The organism is Granulicella mallensis MP5ACTX8, assembly GCF_000178955.2.
GTDB lineage: Bacteria > Acidobacteriota > Terriglobia > Terriglobales > Acidobacteriaceae > Granulicella > Granulicella mallensis.
Genome location: NC_016631.1, coordinates 2,902,097 through 2,919,247, shown reverse-complemented (window position 1 = coordinate 2,919,247; position 17,151 = coordinate 2,902,097). Strand labels below are relative to the sequence as shown.

The 17,151-nt window shown below is 59.2% G+C and carries 12 protein-coding genes; 10 read left to right on the top strand and 2 right to left on the bottom strand.

Translation table 11 applies throughout. The features are described from left to right. The first annotated feature begins 68 nt into the window (after window positions 1–68). From ileS to ACIX8_RS11965, 7 genes are all read left to right on the top strand, one after another. Complete coding sequence (gene ileS / locus ACIX8_RS11995) at window positions 69–2,948, top strand: isoleucine--tRNA ligase (protein ID WP_014265605.1); 2,880 nt, start codon at window positions 69–71, stop codon at window positions 2,946–2,948. Continuing rightward, window positions 2,948–3,451, top strand: coding sequence for a signal peptidase II (gene lspA / locus ACIX8_RS11990; protein WP_014265604.1), 504 nt, complete (start codon window positions 2,948–2,950; stop codon window positions 3,449–3,451). The genes ileS and lspA overlap by 1 nt, the downstream gene beginning before the upstream one ends. 3 nt (window positions 3,452–3,454) lie before the next feature. Beyond that, window positions 3,455–6,478 (top strand): excinuclease ABC subunit UvrA, encoded by a 3,024-nt coding sequence (uvrA, locus tag ACIX8_RS11985; RefSeq protein ID WP_014265603.1) that lies wholly within the window; start codon window positions 3,455–3,457, stop codon window positions 6,476–6,478. Next, window positions 6,475–7,809: a tetratricopeptide repeat protein gene (locus ACIX8_RS11980; RefSeq protein WP_014265602.1), complete on the top strand. Its 1,335-nt coding sequence runs from the start codon at window positions 6,475–6,477 to the stop codon at window positions 7,807–7,809. The genes uvrA and ACIX8_RS11980 overlap by 4 nt, the downstream gene beginning before the upstream one ends. A gap of 27 nt (window positions 7,810–7,836) precedes the next feature. After that, on the top strand, window positions 7,837–8,607 hold the full coding sequence (locus tag ACIX8_RS11975; RefSeq protein WP_014265601.1) for a TIGR03435 family protein: 771 nt from the start codon (window positions 7,837–7,839) through the stop codon (window positions 8,605–8,607). A 59-nt stretch (window positions 8,608–8,666) separates the two neighbouring features. Beyond that, complete coding sequence (locus ACIX8_RS11970; protein ID WP_014265600.1) at window positions 8,667–9,377, top strand: M48 family metalloprotease; 711 nt, start codon at window positions 8,667–8,669, stop codon at window positions 9,375–9,377. A 123-nt stretch (window positions 9,378–9,500) separates the two neighbouring features. Then, window positions 9,501–10,337: a TIGR03435 family protein gene (locus ACIX8_RS11965; protein WP_223295526.1), complete on the top strand. Its 837-nt coding sequence runs from the start codon at window positions 9,501–9,503 to the stop codon at window positions 10,335–10,337. A 53-nt stretch (window positions 10,338–10,390) separates the two neighbouring features. Here the strand turns inward: ACIX8_RS11965 and ACIX8_RS11960 are convergent, their stop codons facing one another. Then, window positions 10,391–11,338, bottom strand: coding sequence for a prolipoprotein diacylglyceryl transferase (locus ACIX8_RS11960; protein ID WP_014265598.1), 948 nt, complete (start codon window positions 11,336–11,338; stop codon window positions 10,391–10,393). Between the two features lie 38 nt (window positions 11,339–11,376). Between ACIX8_RS11960 and hpt the strand changes: the two genes are divergently transcribed. The 3 genes from hpt (at window position 11,377) to ACIX8_RS11945 (ending at window position 14,482) form a co-directional block, all read left to right on the top strand. After that, window positions 11,377–11,940, top strand: a complete 564-nt coding sequence (hpt, locus tag ACIX8_RS11955; RefSeq protein WP_014265597.1) for a hypoxanthine phosphoribosyltransferase — start codon at window positions 11,377–11,379, stop codon at window positions 11,938–11,940. A gap of 103 nt (window positions 11,941–12,043) precedes the next feature. Continuing rightward, window positions 12,044–13,357, top strand: coding sequence for a 3-phosphoshikimate 1-carboxyvinyltransferase (aroA, locus tag ACIX8_RS11950; RefSeq protein WP_014265596.1), 1,314 nt, complete (start codon window positions 12,044–12,046; stop codon window positions 13,355–13,357). A 12-nt stretch (window positions 13,358–13,369) separates the two neighbouring features. Beyond that, complete coding sequence (locus ACIX8_RS11945) at window positions 13,370–14,482, top strand: glycosyltransferase family 4 protein (protein ID WP_014265595.1); 1,113 nt, start codon at window positions 13,370–13,372, stop codon at window positions 14,480–14,482. A 278-nt stretch (window positions 14,483–14,760) separates the two neighbouring features. On the opposite strand, the gene ACIX8_RS11940 is transcribed toward ACIX8_RS11945, so the two are convergent. After that, entirely contained in the window at window positions 14,761–17,082 is a 2,322-nt protein-coding gene (locus tag ACIX8_RS11940) for a glycoside hydrolase family 3 N-terminal domain-containing protein (protein WP_014265594.1), read from the bottom strand. Window positions 17,083–17,151: the final 69 nt, after the last annotated feature.

The following is a 17,151-nucleotide window of genomic DNA, read 5'->3' as shown; positions in this document are numbered from 1 at the left end:
AATAAGAGTTTGCGCGTTGGGTTGCCTGGCTCTGTTCTATGGGTGCCGCGCGAATGATGGAGAGCTGGATGCCGGAAGTTCCTGAAACGAAGACCTTGAAGAGCACGCTCAACCTGCCGAAGACGGATTTCGCCATGAAGGCGAACCTTCCGCAGAATGAGCCTACACGTCTGGCGCAGTGGGACGCCGACGATCTGTATGCCAAGATTCGGGCCGCGCGCGAAGGCGCCCCGAAGTACATCCTGCACGATGGCCCGCCCTACGCCAATGGCGCGATTCACCTGGGCCACGCCCTGAATAAGTGCATCAAAGACTTCGTCGTCAAGACTAAGACGATGGCCGGCTTCGATGCCCCCTACGTTCCCGGCTGGGACTGCCATGGCCTTCCCATCGAGATCAAGGTCGACGAGAAGCTGGGCGGCAAAAAGCTGGAGATGGACCCGGTCGCCGTCCGCAAGGCCTGCCGCGAGTACGCGGCGAAGTTTATCGACCTGCAGCGCTCGCAGTTCAAGCGGCTGGGGGTCTTCGGGCGTTGGGCTAAACCCTATGCCACCATGGACTTCCCCTATGAGGCCAGCATCCTCGAGACGTTCTACGGGTTCTACGAAAAGGGCTACGTCTACAAGGGACTGAAGCCGGTCTACTGGTGCTCTCATGACCACACGGCGCTGGCTGAGGCCGAGGTGGAGTATGAGATGCACACCTCGCCCAGCGTCTATGTCCGCTACAAGCTGACGAGCGCCCCCGAGAATATCGATCCCCGGCTGGCGGGCAAAGAGGTCTACACCATCATCTGGACGACGACGCCCTGGACTCTGCCCGCCTCGGTGGCTGTCGCCTTCAATCCGGAGATTGAGTACGTCGCGATTGATGACGTTTCAGGCGTCTACATTGTCGCAAAAGCCCTCCTGGAAGACGTGCGGTTACCGTGCAATCTCATCGGTGATCTGAAGACCGCAGTCGAGATCGCCAGCTTCCCCGGATCGAAGCTGGACCGCGTGACTTTCGCGCACCCGTTCCTCGATCGCCAGATTCTCGGTGTCAACGCCGATTACGTCACCACCGAACAAGGCACCGGAGCCGTACATACCGCTCCCGCGCACGGCCCGGACGACTTTACAACAGGCCAGCGCTACGATCTGCCTCTGACCTGCAACGTCGATGCTCACGGCAAGCTGCGCAACGGCCTTCCGGAGTACGACGGCCTGTTCGTCCATAAGGCGAATGCGCCGATCATCGAGCTGGTGGCGACAAAAACCGCGCTGATGGGCCGACACAACCTGGAGCACAAGTATCCGCACTGCTGGCGCTGCCACAATCCGCTGATCTTCCGTGCAACGGAGCAGTGGTTCATCGGCATGGAGACGCCCGTACTCTCGCCCAAGGGCGCGGGCACGACGTTCCGTGAGCGTGCGCTCGACGAGATCAAACGCGTGGTCTGGGACCCATCGTGGGGCGAAGAACGCATCTCCAACATGATCGCCACGCGACCCGACTGGTGCATCTCGCGGCAGCGCATCTGGGGTGTGCCCATCGCCGTGTTCCTCTGCGAGAAGTGCCACGAGCCCTTGAACGACGCAAAGATCAACGCCAGCATCGTCAAGCTGTTTCAGAGCGAAGGCGCCGACGCCTGGTACTCCCACTCGGCCGAGCAACTGCTTCCGGCGGGAACCTCATGCAAGAGCTGCGGCGCTGTCATGCAGTTCCGCAAGGAGATGGACATTCTCGACGTGTGGTTCGAGAGCGGTGCGAGCTGGCATGCCGTGCTCGACGTCGAACCTGAACTGCACTGGCCCGCCGATCTTTATACCGAAGGCGGCGACCAGCATCGCGGCTGGTTCCACTCTTCCCTGCTGAGCTCCGTAGGCATTCGCGACTCCGCGCCTTACAAGTACGTGGCAACGAGCGGCTGGACGCTCGATGAGCAGGGCCGCGCCTTCTCCAAGTCGCTGGGCAACGGCGTCGATCCCGTCGATGTCGCGAACCGCCTGGGCGGCGAGATCATTCGGCTCTGGGTGGCAAGCGTCGACTTCCGTGAGGATGTTGCCGCCAGCGAAGGTCTGATGCAGCGCGTGAGTGAGAACTATCGCAAGCTCCGCAACACGCTGCGCTTCCTGCTCTCGAACCTGTTCGACTTCGATCCAGCAAAGAACGCGGTGGAGTGGGCTGCGCTGCAGCCGCTCGATCAGTACATTCTGGCGCGTACGGCCGAGCTCGATGCGAAGATTCGCAACTCCTATGACCACTTCGAGTTCCATCGTGCCTACCAGGCGTTGAATGAATTCATCAACACCGATCTCAGCGCGATGTACCTCGATGTCATCAAGGACAGGCTCTACACCTTTGCCCCCAACAGCCAGGCTCGGCGCAGCGCGCAGACCTCTCTGTGGCGCATCGCCGAAGCCTTGACCCGTCTCATCGCACCGATCCTCTCGTTCACCGCCGAGGAGGTCTGGCAGTACCTGCCGAAGATGGAGGATCGTGTTTCCAGCGTTCATCTGGCGTTGTTTCCGGCCATGCAGGAGATCGTGCCCGGAACCGTCTCGGGAATCGAGGCTGACTGGGAACGGCTGCTGGCCATTCGTTCGATTGTCATGGTCGAACTCGAGGCTCTGCGACTATCGAAGGCTATCGGCAAATCTCTCGAAGCAAGCATCCAAATCATGGCGCAAGAAGGCTCTGCGGATGCCATCCTGCTCGTGAAATACGAAGAGGCTCTGCCGGAGTTCTTCAACGTGTCGCAAGCCAGCGTGCAGGTTGTGGGCGCGACCAATGAAGACAAAGTGATCCTCATCCGGGCCACTGTTGCCGAAGGCACCAAGTGCGGCCGCTGCTGGCGCGTCGTTCCCGATGTGGGTGTTGATGCCCGTTGGCCCGCGGTCTGCGGGCGTTGCGCTGAGGCGCTTGAAGCAATTGATTTTCCGGCAATGTCCGGGGAGGCTGTGTAATGACGACTCGCACAGTGGGGCGCGACTCGCGCTGGTTACTGTTAATACTGTCGGCACTCGTGGTTCTTGTCGATCGCTTGACCAAGGCCTGGATCGAAGCCCATATCAAGATTGGTCACACGATTGTTGTCATCCCGAAGGTCTTTCGGCTCTCACATGTACTGAACACGGGCGCGGCCTTCAGCATGTTTGAGAGCGCCAAGTCTCCCCTGTTCGTAAGAAACCTGCTCGTCGGTTTCTCGGTTGCGGCTATCGTGCTCGTGCTCGTGCTCCTGTGGAAGCTGGGGCGCAGTTTCACACTTACGTCCGTTGCGTTGGCGCTGATCCTGGGCGGCGCAATCGGCAATCTCTATGACCGCATTCTCTATAAGCATGTCGTGGACTTTCTCGAAGTCCACATCGTGCACTATCACTGGCCGGACTTCAATGTGGCCGATTCGGCCATCGTGGTGGGCGCGTGCCTGTTGCTGATTGAGATCCTGCGGCCCCAGAGGGCAAACTAATCCATGGCAACACCGGCAGCTAACGACAAGATCGTCATTCGCGGTGCGCGAACGCACAATCTGAAGAGCATCGACGTCGATATTCCGCATAACTCGCTGACCGTGGTCAGCGGCGTCTCCGGCTCGGGCAAATCCTCGCTCGCGTTCGACACGGTGTATGCCGAAGGTCAGCGCCGCTATGTCGAAAGCCTGTCGGCCTATGCTCGTCAGTTTCTTGAACGCATCGAAAAGCCCGACGTCGACCACATGGACGGCCTCGCTCCGGCGATTGCGATCAAGCAGAAGAACCAGACTCGCAATCCTCGCTCCACGGTAGCCACTGCGACCGAGATCTATGACTATCTGCGCCTGCTCTATGCCCGCTGCGGAACGGTAACGTGCCTGCACTGCGGCGGCATCGTTCGCCACGACACGGTGGATGAGATCGTAACCCGCGTACTCGCACAGCCGGAAGGCACACGCGTCTATGCACTCTTCCCTGTCGTGCGACGCGAGATCAAGTTCGAGCCCATGCAGGGGCCTTCTGTAGATGCCGAAGCCGCTGCTGGAGCGCCTGTAAAGAAGGCTCCAAAGAAAACAGCCAAGGCAAAGAAAGAAACCACACCCGTCGCGGTCGATGTAACTGATGCCATCAAGGAGCGGCTGGGAGAGCTTCGCCGCCGTGGCTACAACCGGCTCTGGCAGGCCTCTGAAGATGGTGAAGGTTCCGGTCGTATCGTTGAGTTCTCTACCCCCGAATCGCTGCTGGAACTCGATTTCCGTGCTGTAGAAAAGCGGCCGATCTACGTGCTCACGGACCGGCTCGCATTGTCGATCGACATTCGCAGCCGCCTGGTCGATGCCATCGAGACGGGTTATCGCGAGGCCGGCGAGATCGTCTTCCGCACCGTTCCGCGCGAGGACGACGAGCAGGCCGAGACACTGCGGTTCTCAGCAGCATTCGAGTGCTCCACCTGCCATCGCGCCTATCGCGAGCCGGAGCCGAGACTGTTCAGCTTCAACAACCCGTTCGGCGCGTGCCCGCGTTGCCAGGGTTTCGGCAACACCATCGACTTCGATCCCGGGCTCATCATTCCCGACAAGTCGAAGACCCTCGATGAAGGTGCGATCGATCCGTGGACGAAGCCGAAGTATCGCGCCCACCACGGAGAGATGAAGCGCGCGGCTAAGACCGCCGGCATTCCGACCGACGTGCCGTGGTACGACCTGACCGAGGCACAGCAGCGCTTCATCGAAGACGGACAAGGCAGTTGGTCCGGCATCCGCGGCTTCTTCGCCGACCTCGAACGCAAGAAGTACAAGCTGCATGTGCGCGTCTTCCTGTCGCGCTATCGCGGCTACGCCACCTGCCCTGATTGCCGGGGCCAGCGTCTCCGCGCCGAAGCTCGTGCCGTGCTGATCGAAGGCCGGAATATCTGTGAAGTCAGCGCTCTGACGATCACAGCTGCCGAAGAGTTCTTTGACGGGTTGAAGCTCACGCCTGCACAGACTGAGATCGCAGGAAAGATCCTCGAAGAGGTGCGCCAGCGAGTGCACTTTCTCGAGCAGGTCGGGCTGGAGTACCTGACGCTCGACCGCCTGAGCTCCACCTTGAGCGGCGGCGAGTCGCAGCGCATTCAACTCGCGACGAGCCTGGGTTCGCGGCTGGTCGGTGCACTCTATGTGCTCGACGAGCCCTCCATCGGCCTGCATGCACGCGATACCGCGAAGCTCGTCACGATCATGGAAGAGCTCCGCGACCTCGGCAATACGATCCTCGTCGTCGAGCACGATCCCGACGTCATTCGCTCCGCCGACTACCTGCTGGATCTTGGACCGGGCGCCGGCGAGCTTGGCGGTCGATTGCTCGCGGCAGGAACCGTTGACGAGGTTCGCGACAATCCGGCATCGCTAACAGGCAAGTATTTGAGCGGCCGCGCGAAGATCGCCATACCGAAGCATCGCCGTGAACCGGGCCGCGAGAAGCTGCTGCTCAAGGGCGCGCGCATTCATAACCTGCGCGGCGTAGACCTCGAGGTCCCGCTCGGCCTGTTGTGCTGTGTGACGGGCGTCTCCGGCTCGGGCAAGTCGACCATCGTGCATCAGGTGCTGTATCGCGCGCTGATGCAGGCGCTAGGACAAACCGAAGGCGGCGACCCGGCGCATCTCTATCGCGAGCTTTCGGGCACGCAGTACCTGAACGATGTAGTTCTGGTCGATCAGTCGCCGATTGGGCGCACGCCCCGCTCGAATCCCGTGACGTACATCAAGGCCTTCGACGCCATCCGCGAACTCTTTGCGGCACAGCCTGATTCCAAACGCAAAGGGCTGTCGGCAGGCTCCTTCTCCTTCAACGTCCCCGGCGGACGCTGCGATGTCTGCGAAGGTGACGGCACCGTCACGGTCGAAATGCAGTTCCTTGCCGACGTCGAGCTTCCCTGCGAGGAGTGCAACGGCACCCGCTATAAGGCCTCTCTGCTTGAGGTCAAGTACAAGGGCAAGAACATTCACGACGTGCTTGGCATGACGGTGAAAGAGGCGCTCGTGTACTTTGCGGGCCATCCCAAGATCGTCGACAAGCTCGCGGTGCTGGATGAAGTTGGCCTGGGCTATGTGCGGCTCGGCCAGAGCGCCACGACGCTCAGCGGTGGCGAGGCGCAACGCGTGAAGCTGGCACAGCATCTCGCCTCGGCGCGTTCCGGAGCCTCCGGCGGTGCAGGTGGCGTCAAGAGCGAAGCCAAGCGGGTTGCAAGCCGTATCCTCTACATCCTCGATGAGCCGACGACTGGCCTGCACTTTGAAGATGTCGCCACTCTGCTCTCCGCGTTTCGCAAGCTGATCGATGGCGGTGGATCTCTGCTGGTGATCGAGCATAATCTCGATGTCATCAAGAGCGCCGATTGGGTCATCGACATGGGCCCTGAGGGCGGCTCGGGTGGCGGACACGTCGTCGCTACCGGAACCCCCGAAGAGATCGTCAAAGTGACGGGTTCGCACACAGGAAAGTGGCTCGCTACGGTGCTGGGCGACGGAAACGAGAGAGCATGATTCGGCCTTCGATCTTCTTCACCATCGCCTTTGGTATAGCGCTGGGAACAGCGCAGGCGCAGCAGCTGCCAGCGGGCACCCACGCCGCCGATGACCACTCCCGCGAAGATGCCGCCAGCGCTCGCATTCAGGAGGCGGAGACAGCGCTCGAACATCAGGACTACAAGGACGCCTCAGCCAAACTCAAGGTCCTGGCCGCAGAGCTGCCGAAGGATGCGCACGTGCTCTACGATCTGGGATTTGCGGAAGAGCGAAACGGTGAAGAAGATGCCGCAGCGCTGGCCTATGCGAATGCGATCACAGCGGATGCAACGCTGGGCGAGCCTCGTGTCGCTCTCGGACTGCTGGATGCGCGCGCCGGCCGGTTGGAGAAGGCCCACCAGGAGTTGCAGGATGCCGCTGCACTGACCTCAGCGGCGCCTGAGCTGCGCGGCCGCGCGCTGCGGGCCTTAGCTTCGATGGACCAGTCATCGCACCCGGACGCAGCACGCGATGAGTTACTGGCGGCAGTGAAGTTGACGGGAGAAGCTTCCAGCGACACGTTAGCCACTGCGGATCTCGCCGCTCGCGCGGGAGACAATGACGATGCAGAGACAGAGTTCCGCCGCGCGATCGCTGCCGATCCGCAGAACATCGATGCCGTCGCTGGACTCGCTCACGTGCTCGTGCAAGAGAAAAAGTCGGAAGAGGCAGAGACAGTTTTAACCTCGGCCCTGAAGGCCCATCCCAATGATCCGCGGCTCGTATCGCAACTGGCGTCGGTCTATGTCTCGGAAGACAAGGCGCAGCAGGCGATTCCGCTGGTGGAGCAGATGCGCGCGGCGGATCCCCAGCTCGCCGCCGACGACAGCACCACCCGCCTGCTCGCCCGGCTGTATGGCATGAACGGTCAATTCGAGGACTCCGAAAAGATCTACAAGACGCTCGTCGACCGCAACCCCAAAGACCCGTCGTTGCTGGACGATCTTGCGGACGCGTTCATCCAGCAACAGCACTATCCTGAGGCCCAGGTTCTGCTAGAGAAGGCTGTCGGCATGCGTTCGAACTTTGCTACGCCTGAGGACTGGGGTGAGGCTGCCGGCCATCTGGCCTTTGCAGCCTCCAAGAACCATGATCCTCACGTCACCCTGCGGGCGCTCACAGCACGCGCTACCGTCCTGCCCAACTCGCCGTCGTCGCTCTTCCTCGAAGCCACCGCGCATGACACGCTACACGAGTCCAAGGAAGCAGCGCGGGCTTACCGCGCATTTCTCACCGCGGCCAACGGCAAGTTTCCCGATCAGGAATTCCAGGCGCGCCACCGACTGATCGCGTTGCAGAACGTGAAGTAAACTACGGCGGTGTCTGCGAGGCGTTCTATGGCCGGGTGCAACTGGATCGTCAAAAGGCTGTTCATCTTTGTCATGCTCATTGGAGCTCTCGCGCTGTGCGGCAAGGCTGTTCCCTATAGCCACGCGCAAGCACCAACTACATTTGAAGTGGCATCGGTACGACTCAGCCCGCCAGGCGGGAACGGGCTTACCTCATTCAACTATTTGGGGACGACTCGATTTACCGCGACCAATATATCTCTTCCCCTTCTTCTGCAGTTGGCATTCGGAGTCGATGACTACCAGATTCTGCAAAAGCCCAGTTGGTCTGATTCAACGCTTTACGATGTCTCGGCGAAGCCCGAAGGAGAAACTTCTCTTACCTATGAGCAGCTCAAGCCCTTATTGCAGCAGCTCCTTGAACAGCGCTTTCATCTGACGGTTCATCACGAGACCAAGTATTTCAAAGGGTATGCACTGTTAGTAGCCAAGGGCGGCCCCAAACTACAGACAAGTAAAGGGGAGGCCAACCATAATGCCAATATTCTCCCCAACGGGTTACAGGGGCAGAACCTGTCGCTCCAGGACCTTGCCTCACTTCTGTCGCATCCGGTGGGACGTCCGGTCGTCGATAAGACAGGCATTCAAGGCAGTTACGACTTCAAGCTCGACTACTCCCCCAACGAATCAACGGATTCCCCGCTCCCCTCGATCTTTACAGCATTGACAGAACAGTTGGGACTCAAGCTGGAAACCCAACAGGTGCCTGTCAACATGCTGGTGATCGACCATGTCGATAGAGAGCCCACGGAGAATTAGCCTTCACAACCAGTCTCCCCATAGCGTTTGAGCCTCCGCGTGTTAAGCTGACCAAAGCCGTGTCTGTTACCGCTTTGCCATCTGTTTCACCCGAGCTCCTCTCGATCTTCGAGCAGGAGTACCGCGAGATTCGCCCGCGCGCTCCCATTCCTGCGCTGGAGATCAAGTTTCGCCGCTTCACCAGCCTCAACACGACGATCCGGCTGCGCGATGGCAAACTCATCGTCCGGCTCTCGGATCTGCTGATCTACGCACCCGACACGATCCACCACGCCATCGCGCACATCCTGCTGGCCAAGCTGTACCGCAAACCGATCTTCCCCGTTCACGCCGACCGCTATCGTCGCTATACGCAGTCGGAGGTGGTCTCCAAGCAGGCGGAGCGCATCCGGCAGGACCGCGGCCGCAAGCGCATCAGCACGGCTCAAGGGCATCTCTACGACCTGGATGAGGTCTTTGAAGCCGTCAATCAACGCTTCTTCCACGGCCTGCTGGGACGCCCCACGCTGACCTGGAGTGCCCACGTAGCTAAACGCATGCTCGGTCACTACGACGCGGCGCACAACACCATTGTGGTCAGCCGCGTCTTCGACAGGCCCGGAACGCCGCGCTATGCCATCGAATACCTGCTGTACCACGAGATGCTGCACTTGAAGCACCCGGTACGCGTACGCGCCGGGCGGCGGTGTGTGCACTCCAAGGAGTTTCAGGCTGAGGAGCGGCTGTTTCCCGAACTGGATCTAGCGCGGGAGTACCTGAAGAGGTTATAAGGGAAAGCGCTATCCATCTCGTCTGACATCCGGCTGGCCAGGTGTAGAAGGTGCCTTATGGTGAACCCTTTGGGACGCAAACGAAGCTTCGCTCGTAAACGATTGTTGCTTGCCTGGGGATGTATGATCTTCGCCGTGCTAACGGCATTCGCGCAGGTCGACGCGAGTAAAGCTGCCCCTGCGAGCGAGGGCTATGTGCCTACACTGACGTTTGATGTCGCCTCAATCCGGCAGAGCCCGGAAGCGAACTCTTATACGGTCACGGGCGGTTTTCAGCCTCATTCCAGCTCAATCCGTATCGTAAACTTCGACGCCATGAACCTTCTTAGCATGGCCTATGATGTCCGGTGGGACCAGATAGTAGGTATGCCGAACTGGCACGCGATGTTCAATATTCAGGCAAAGTCAGACAGCGCTGCCGATGAACGTTTAGCAAAGTTAAGCAAAGCTCAAGAAAAGCTGGAGCAGCAGCATATGATGCAGGTGCTCCTCGCCGATCGCTTCAAGCTGAAGACCCATTGGGAGACGCGAGAAGGCCCTACCTACAATCTGGTCGTTGCCAAGAATGGACCGAAGATGTCGGCGACAAAAGGCAAGCCACCAAATCCTGAGCAAATTAAAGAGTGGGGCGGCAGACCCATCCCCCCGCTTTACCAGCAAGGGGATAGCGACCTTGGCTTTGATTTCATCGCTAATGGATGTGCGATCAAAGACATAACGAATATGTTGGCCGGACAATTTGGCCATCCGGTGACAGACAAGACTGGACTTACCGGCAAATATGACTTCATCCTGAGATACCACGGTGCCCGGCTAAGCGATAGAGATGCAGGCGATATGGATCCCTTGCCAACGTTGGATGTGGCGATTCAGGATCAACTTGGGCTCAAGCTGGAACCATCGAAGGGCTCTGTACAGTTTCTCGTAATCGACCACATCGAGAAACCTTCCGAGAACTAGCGATGATCTTAGCGCTCAGAACATGCCTGAACCCGCCCTGAGCGCTAAGCCAGCTAAGCCGTTGCAGGGTTGGTCTGTGCCTTCTCAGGTAACGGCGAAGACACAATCGCCTCGTTATTGCGCGTCGCAAACATAACCAGGGCACCGACGACGATCGTTCCGAGTGCTGCGACCTGCGCATTCGACATCGTATGACCGAAGTAGAGCTTCGGGTTGATGCGGACGAACTCCACCAGGAAACGGCCGATTCCGCTGAGCACCAGGTACTCCCCTGTCAGGAAGCCCAGAGCGAGAGGCTTCGAGCCGCGCTTCCAGAGCCACCAGCCAATCACCAGAGCAAATAACAGCTCGTAGACCGGGGTCGGCTGCACCAGGGCGTTCGGAGGATTGGGCGGAACCAGCGCATTCCAGGCCATATGGACGCCCCAGGGCAGCGTGGTGTTGATGCCGTAGTCGCCGTCGCCCGAGGTCAGGCAGCCGATACGCCCCACACCGTAGCCAATAGCGGCAGCAGGAGCTGCGAAATCCATCAACCGCAGGCCAGCGCGCAGTCCGCGCAGACCGTTGGGCTTGGCCAAGTGGCCCTGAACAATCAGCATGATAATCCCGGCCAGCAGCCCGCCGAACCAGGCAAAACCTGCCTGGAACCAACGCAGAAAGCCGAAAAGGATATCCACAGGATGATGCCATCCCGGCAGCATGATCTGATGCCAGGCAAGGTAGAGTTCGCGCGGATTCTCCAGCTCGTGCCAGGTCTTTGCGCCCAGAATACCGGCAAGCGTGACCAGGGCGACGATCGTGAGGGCGTCGGCGTCTACGCCGTTGCGAACAAAGTTCTTATGCAGTACGACGGTGGCGCAGACGGCCGCCAGCCAGAGAAGCAGTCCAAACGTTCCGATATGGAAGGAACCAATATTGATAAACGGGTACATGTCGTCTTCGAGTATATCGGGAGGAGGGGCAAACTCTCGTTCGGATAGCGTCAAGCTTAAGATAGTCACACGTTTTCCTCAGCATGTTTTCGCGCTAACCTACGCCCATGTCTACGAATCTGCCCGAGTTTGTGCCGCCTGGAACAATGGAAGTCCTCTTTTCAAAAGAACAGATCGCTGAGCGTGTTCGCGCGCTGGGCAAAGAAATCTCCGAGGAGTATGCCGGACAAGCCATTGTGCTGATCGGCGTGCTCAAGGGCGCGGCCATCTTTCTCGCCGATCTCGCCCGTTCGATCGAGGTGGACAACACCTTCGATTTCGTCGCCGTCTCGAGCTATGGCCGCGCCCGTGTCTCCTCCGGCGCCGTCAAGCTCATCAAGGACATTGACAACCCCATTGAAGGCAAGCACGTCATCCTGGTCGAGGACATTCTCGACACCGGCCTGACCCTGAGCTACCTGCGCGGCCTCATGCTGCAGCACAAGCCCGCCTCGCTGAAGATTGCGACCTGCCTGGACAAGCCTGAGCGCCGTCTCGTGCCGATCGAAGCCGACTACGTCTGCTTCAAGATTCCCAACAGCTTTGTGATCGGCTACGGCATGGACTACGCCGAGCGCTATCGCGGCGTAGAAGACATTCGCATCATGCCGGAGAATCCTCCGGGACACTAAGCAGCAGGAAACAGGAAGTAGAAAACAGGAAACAGAGCGAGAGTTACCTTTCCCGTCTCCTGTTTTCTACTTCCTGTTCATATGTTGGCTCTAAGATAAAAGTATGTCCTCTGTCTCACACGCTTCAGCCTCTACGACACAGATCGTTCGTCCAGCGCGCAGCCTGCGCGGTTCTCTTACCCTGCCTGGCGATAAGTCGATCTCGCATCGCTACGCCATGCTGGCTGGCTTTGCCGCGGGGACCTCGCGGCTGACAAACTTTTCTACCGGTGCTGATCCCCACAGCTCGCTGGGCTGCATGAAGGCCATGGGAGCACAGGTTGCGCTCGATGGCCGGACGATCTCCGTTACCGGCACGGGCGGCAACCTGCATCAGCCGAAGCACAACCTCGATTGCGGCAACTCCGGCTCGACGATGCGGATGCTTGCAGGCCTCGTGGCGCCACAACAGGGCGTGTACACCTTTGTCGGCGACGAGTCGCTGACCGTGCGGCCCATGGAGCGCATTCGCAAGCCGCTTGAGGCCATGGGAGCTCGCATCGAGTTGACCGAAGGCCACGCCCCAATGACGGTCCACGGCGCTCCGCTCAAGGCCATTGATTTCGACGCTCCCATCGCCAGCGCGCAGGTCAAAACCGCCGTACTCTTCGCCGGATTGCAGGCACAGGGCGTTACCTCCTTCGCCGAATCGGTTCGCACGCGTGACCATACCGAGCACGCCCTGCGGGCCTTCGGCGTAGAGCTCGAACGGCGCGACGAACGCCTGTATATCCAAGGCGGACAGAAGCTGCAAGCCATCGACGCAACCGTTCCGGGCGACATGTCTTCTGCTGCGTTCTTCCTGTGCGCGGCGTTGCTGTTCGAAGATTCGAACCTTGTGCTCGACCTGCTGGGAATGAACCCGACGCGCGCTGCCCTGCTGGACGTCATCACCGCTCTGGGCGGCACGATCAAGGTGCTCGACGTGCAGGAACAGTACGGCGAGATGGCCGGCACCATCCAGGTCAATCGCAGCCGTGGTGGCCTGAAAGGAATCGATATCGCAGGCGCACTCTCCGCGCAGTTGATCGACGAGCTGCCCGTCATCGCCGCCATCGCACCCTATACGCAGGATGGAATCCGCATCCGCGATGCGAAGGAACTGCGCGTGAAGGAGTCCGACCGCATCGCTCTCGTCGTGAAGAACCTTCGCGCAATGGGCGCAGAGGTTACGGAGCACGAGGACGGCATGGATGTCCCCGGCGGCCAGCGCCTGCGCGGCGGAATCGTCGACTCCGGTATGGACCATCGCATCGCCATGGCCTTCTCCATCGCGGCGCTACGTGCCGAGGGCGAGACCGAAATCCACGGTGCAGAAGCGGCAAGCATCTCGTTCCCCGAGTTCTTTACCTATCTCGACGAACTGGCCGTTCGATAACCCGGGAGGACGATGAGCCGAGAGATCCCAATAAACTCACGCGCCATCGTCCTGACCGAGATTGAGGCGATGGGCGGTGCGGAGCGTAGCGTCCTCGCGCTGTCGCGCTGGCTGATGCAGCACGATCTTCCGCACCACTTCGTCACCTACATCGACCATGTCGACATGGCGGCTCACGCAGGCCATCCTATCGAGGTCGTGCAGCTTCGTCCGGAGATGCGCGCGACGAAGAAGATCGCCGCCCTGCGCCAGTACTTCTCCGCAAGGCCCAAGGCCCCTGCTCCACTGATGTCAGGCTTTCAGCCAGCGCTGCATGCCACGCTAGCCGGAATGCGCGGCTTCCACTGCCTGATGCACGATACGCCGAGCCTCTTCGAAGACACGAATCAGTTCACCGCCAAACGACGCCTTGCGCGTTGGGTCTCCGACAAGATCGCTGCGCACGGCCTGCGCAGTGGCGGCCATACCATCGTCACCAGCGAGTACCTCCGCAATGAGACTCGGCTCGTCTATGGAGTGGAAGCCGACATCGCGCGCATGGGCGGTCTGAGCGATCCCCAGGCGTTCCATCTGCGGCCGGTACAGAGCGAATTGCGGATGCTGAGCGTGTCGCGGATCGAAGCCAACAAGAGGATCGACTGGATACTGCGCGCCCTGGCAACGCTGGAGCGTGACTCTTCCCCACTCTCATCGCAGTTGAACTGGTCGCTGGATATCACCGGTCGTGGCTCGCAGATGGAGGCGATGCAATCGCTGGCCTCCGTGCTTGGACTGGCCGAGCGCGTTCACTTCCTCGGATACGTAAGCGACGCAGAGCTGCAGCAAATTTACACGCAGGCTCACCTGTTCCTTATGCCAGCCGTTCAGGGATACGGCATCCCCGCGATTGAAGCCCTCGAACGCGGCCTGCCGGTGCTGCTGCATCGCGAGTCCGGCGTGAGCGACATCCTGCGCTCAACTCCTTGGGCCACAGTTATCGAAGGCGGTGAAGAAGGCATGCTACCAGGGCTTCAACACGCTATCGGTAGCGCGGTTGCCGGAACACAACTCGAGGTTCCTCTGCCCTCGCTTCCAACGGAAGACGAATGGGCGGAACGCGTGGCGACGCTCTGCGGATGGCTTTAGAAGCCGTTTTCTTATTGGTATACGGCAATGTTGCTTTTCTGGTTGTCCTTCTGAGCGCAGCGAGCAAATCTGCTGTCTCCCGTTCTTCGTTCGTACCACCCAGATGATATGTGAATCGGAACTGCGGCATGGTTGGAGCCTTCGCATCAATGTTTGCGGCGCTGGCAAAAAACGGGAGACAGCAGATTCGCTCGCTGCGCTCGGAATGACAACCAGAAAAACAAATGCAACTGCAATCACCTCTAGGCAGTCCGAAGAGCATTCCCTAATACCCTGCCTCAAGGCTGAAGATCGAACTCCTTCGCCAAGTCTGCCTCAGAAGATCCGCCTACCCATACGGTGTACTTCCCTCCCTCGACAGCCCACTTCTCATCGGCATTCCAAACCGCCAATTCAGACCGGGGAATCTTCAGAGTGACCGTTCTGCTTTCTTGTGGCTGTAGAGGCATACGCGTAAAAGCTTTCAAAGATCGCACCGGAGTCTCTACGCTGCTGAACTGCTCGCGCAGATAGACCTGCGACACTTCATCTCCTGCCTTGGTCCCTGTATTCGTAACGGTGAAGGTGACGGAGACGTCTTCATTGGATTTTGCAGCCGGCGGCGTGACCTGAAGATCACAATAATGAAAAGTCGTGTAACTCAGGCCATAGCCAAAGGGAAACAGCGGTTGACTGTCGTTATCAACGTAAACCTTCCTCCTGGTAAGGTCCGAGTCATAAGCCCTGGAAGGATCCGTGTTGTAGTAGTCGGGGATTTGGCCCACCGTCTTCGGGAAGGTAATGGTGAGCCGGCCCGCTGGGTTGTTGTCTCCAAAGAGCGTCTCCGCAATAGCCTGACCACCGAATTCGCCGGGATACCAGGCCTCGACGATCGCACCAACATGAGCCTTCGCCCAGCCGATTGTAAGTGGGCGTCCGTTTTCGAGCACCAGCACTACTGGTTTATTCGTCGCCGTAATCGCTTCCAGTAATTTCTCCTGTTCTCCAGGCAGATCCAGCGAGGTTCGGTCGAAGGCTTCGCCCGAGATACCGCGCCACTCTCCGAGCCCCAGAATCACAACGTCTGCGGACTTGGCCTTCGCGACCGCGGCGGCGATATCTTTGCCTGAATCGAACTCTACCTGCGCATGAGGCGCTTCGGCCTTTACGCCTTGCAGAATGCTGATGTGCAAGCCATTGGCTTCTTCCTCGTAATCACCGTACCGGGCGACATCTGCATTCGGACCGATTACAGCGATTCGTTGGATGGACTTTGAAAACGGCAGCAAGCCATTCTCATTTTTGAGCAGCACCAGTGACTCCCGCGCGGACTGCAGAGAGACGTCGAGGTGCGGCTTCGAACGATACGCTTTCGCATTGAGGGTTGGGTCAACATACGGGCGATCAAAGAGACCCAGCGTGAACTTGAGGCGGAGAACCGCTGAAGCCGCTCTATCCACATCGGCCTGAGGCAGGCTGCCTTCGTGTACGCAGTCGATAAGAGCTTTCTGAAACACATCATGGTCGAAGTCGTAAAACTGCATGTCGACCCCGGACTTGATCGCCAGGCACGATGCCGCTTTGGGAGAAGAAGCCACCTGGTGCAGTTGGTAGAGACGCCGAATCGCACCCAGATCGGAGAGCACCATGCCCTGAAAACCCCATTCCTGGCGAAGGATGGTCTTCAGCAGGTAGGGGTCCGCAGTCACGGGGATGCCGTCGATCTCATGGTAGGCCGCCATCGTCGCCATCGCGTGACCTTGCCGGAACGCGGGCTCGAAGGATTTAAGCATGACGCTGCGCAACTCGCGCTCGCCGATATGAACGGGAGACGTGTTCGTACCCCCCTCCGGAGAGCCATGAGCGGCAAAATGCTTCGGCTCTGCAACTACGTTGTGATCCGTGTTGAGACTTTCGCCCTGGGCTCCACGAACATAAGCTAGCCCCATCTGGCCGGTAAGATAAGGATCTTCGCCGAAGTCCTCTTCTATACGGCCCCATCGCGGATCACGCGCGAGATCTAGCACCGGAGCAAGAATCATCCCTACGCCGGTAGCACGAGCCTCTGCGGCAATCGCAGATCCTGTCTTCTCTGCAACGGAAGGGTCCCAGGTAGATGCAAGATTGAGCGGTGCAGGAAAGACCGTTCCCGTGTCAAAACCATGCAGACCCTCTTCGATAAAAAGAGCCGGGATATGCAGGCGGTTGTGTTCGATCACCCATCTTTGGATCGTGTTGTATTGCTCAGGCGTGGGGTCCAGATCATGAATTGCACCAGCGCCCAGGCTCCCGAATAGAGCATCAGCTTTTGCGGTACTAAAGGGCGATTGTTTGGACGGCAGTGAGTTCTTGGAGCCACGATCAAGAAGACTGTCCGTCCCACTATAGAAGTCGAGTTGCCGGACTTTCTCTTCGAGAGTCATGCGGCCCAAGAGGTCTGCCAAACGCGTTTCGAGAGGCAGATTGGATTGCTCGTAAATCAGAACAGTCTTTGTCTTGCCAGAAGAAGCAATCGATTGGGAATAGGCGGGAAAGAGAGTCACCGAAGACAGGCATACGCCAGTCAGCACCAGAAATCTCTTTTTCAGGGATGAATAACCGATGATTCCCTTCCAGTTCACAGTCTCTCCTTAACCGCGTATCACTACGGCTTCTCAGATCTCTATACAGAAAAGACCCTCAGCGAGGGA